Origin of the sequence: Ignatzschineria ureiclastica (assembly GCF_003121845.1) — a bacterium.
Lineage (GTDB): Bacteria > Pseudomonadota > Gammaproteobacteria > Cardiobacteriales > Wohlfahrtiimonadaceae > Ignatzschineria > Ignatzschineria ureiclastica.
This window is the reverse complement of the sequence record NZ_QEWQ01000028.1, coordinates 1-1105: the sequence shown is the minus strand read 5'-3', so window position 1 is coordinate 1105 and position 1105 is coordinate 1. Positions and strand designations below refer to the sequence as shown.

1 pseudogene is annotated in these 1105 nt (G+C 41.2%); it reads left to right on the top strand.

Annotated elements, in window-relative coordinates:
* Positions 1–1105: pseudogene (locus DC083_RS10085) on the top strand (hypothetical protein); the annotation flags it as partial.

Here is a 1105-nt window from a genome sequence, read left to right as displayed (position 1 = left end):
AGGCTTAAATGGAAAAGATGGCGAAGTCCGTATTGTGTACAAAGATAAAGACGGCAATGAGAAAGAGGTCGCAAGTCTTGATGATGGCTTACTCTTTGGTGCGGATAACGATGGGGTTGTGGTTGAACGTAAGTTGAATCAAAAACTTGATATTCTTGGTGGTGCAAATAATGCAACCGATGCGAAGAATATCGTCACAACCGCAAATGCAGATGGTTCTATCCAAATCGATCTTGCCAAAGATCTTGATCTAGGCACTACGGGTTCTGTGAAAACAGGCAATACGACTGTTAATAATGACGGTGTTAAAGTAGGTGACAATGTCACATTAGGTGATACAGGATTAACTATTAAAGATGGTCCAAGTATTACTGCAAATGGTGTCGATGCAGGTGGTAAAACAATCACGAATGTTGCTGATGGTGTAAATGGTAAAGATGCTGTCAACAAAGATCAGTTAGATGCATTAGGTACGAATTTAACAAATACAGGCCTTACATTTGCAGGTAACAGTGGGGAAGTAAGTAAAAAACTTGGCGATAAAGTCACCATTAAAGGTGGTTTAGCTGACAATGTTGATGCGAGTGATGAAAATCTACGTGTTGATGTTGAAAATGGCAACCTTGTTGTGAAAATGGCGAAGAACCTAAGTGGCTTAGGCGATATCCAAGTTGGTGAAGCTGGAAAAGACGGAAAAGATGGCGTTGACGGTAAGATTGGTGTTAACGGAAAAGATGGTTCATCAGTAGTTATTAATGGCGAAGATGGATCAATCGGTCTTACCGGTCCAAAAGGTGAAGCGGGTAAAGATGCACCAACTCTTAATATTGCAGTGAAAGATGGAGCGCCAGGCTTAAATGGAAAAGATGGCGAAGTCCGTATTGTGTACAAAGATAAAGACGGCAATGAGAAAGAGGTCGCAAGTCTTGATGATGGCTTACTCTTTGGTGCGGATAACGATGGTGTTGTGGTTGAACGTAAGTTGAATCAAAAACTTGATATTCTTGGTGGTGCAAATAATGCAACCGATGCGAAGAATATCGTCACAACCGCAAATGCAGATGGTTCTATCCAAATCGATCTTGCCAAAGATCTTGATCTAGGT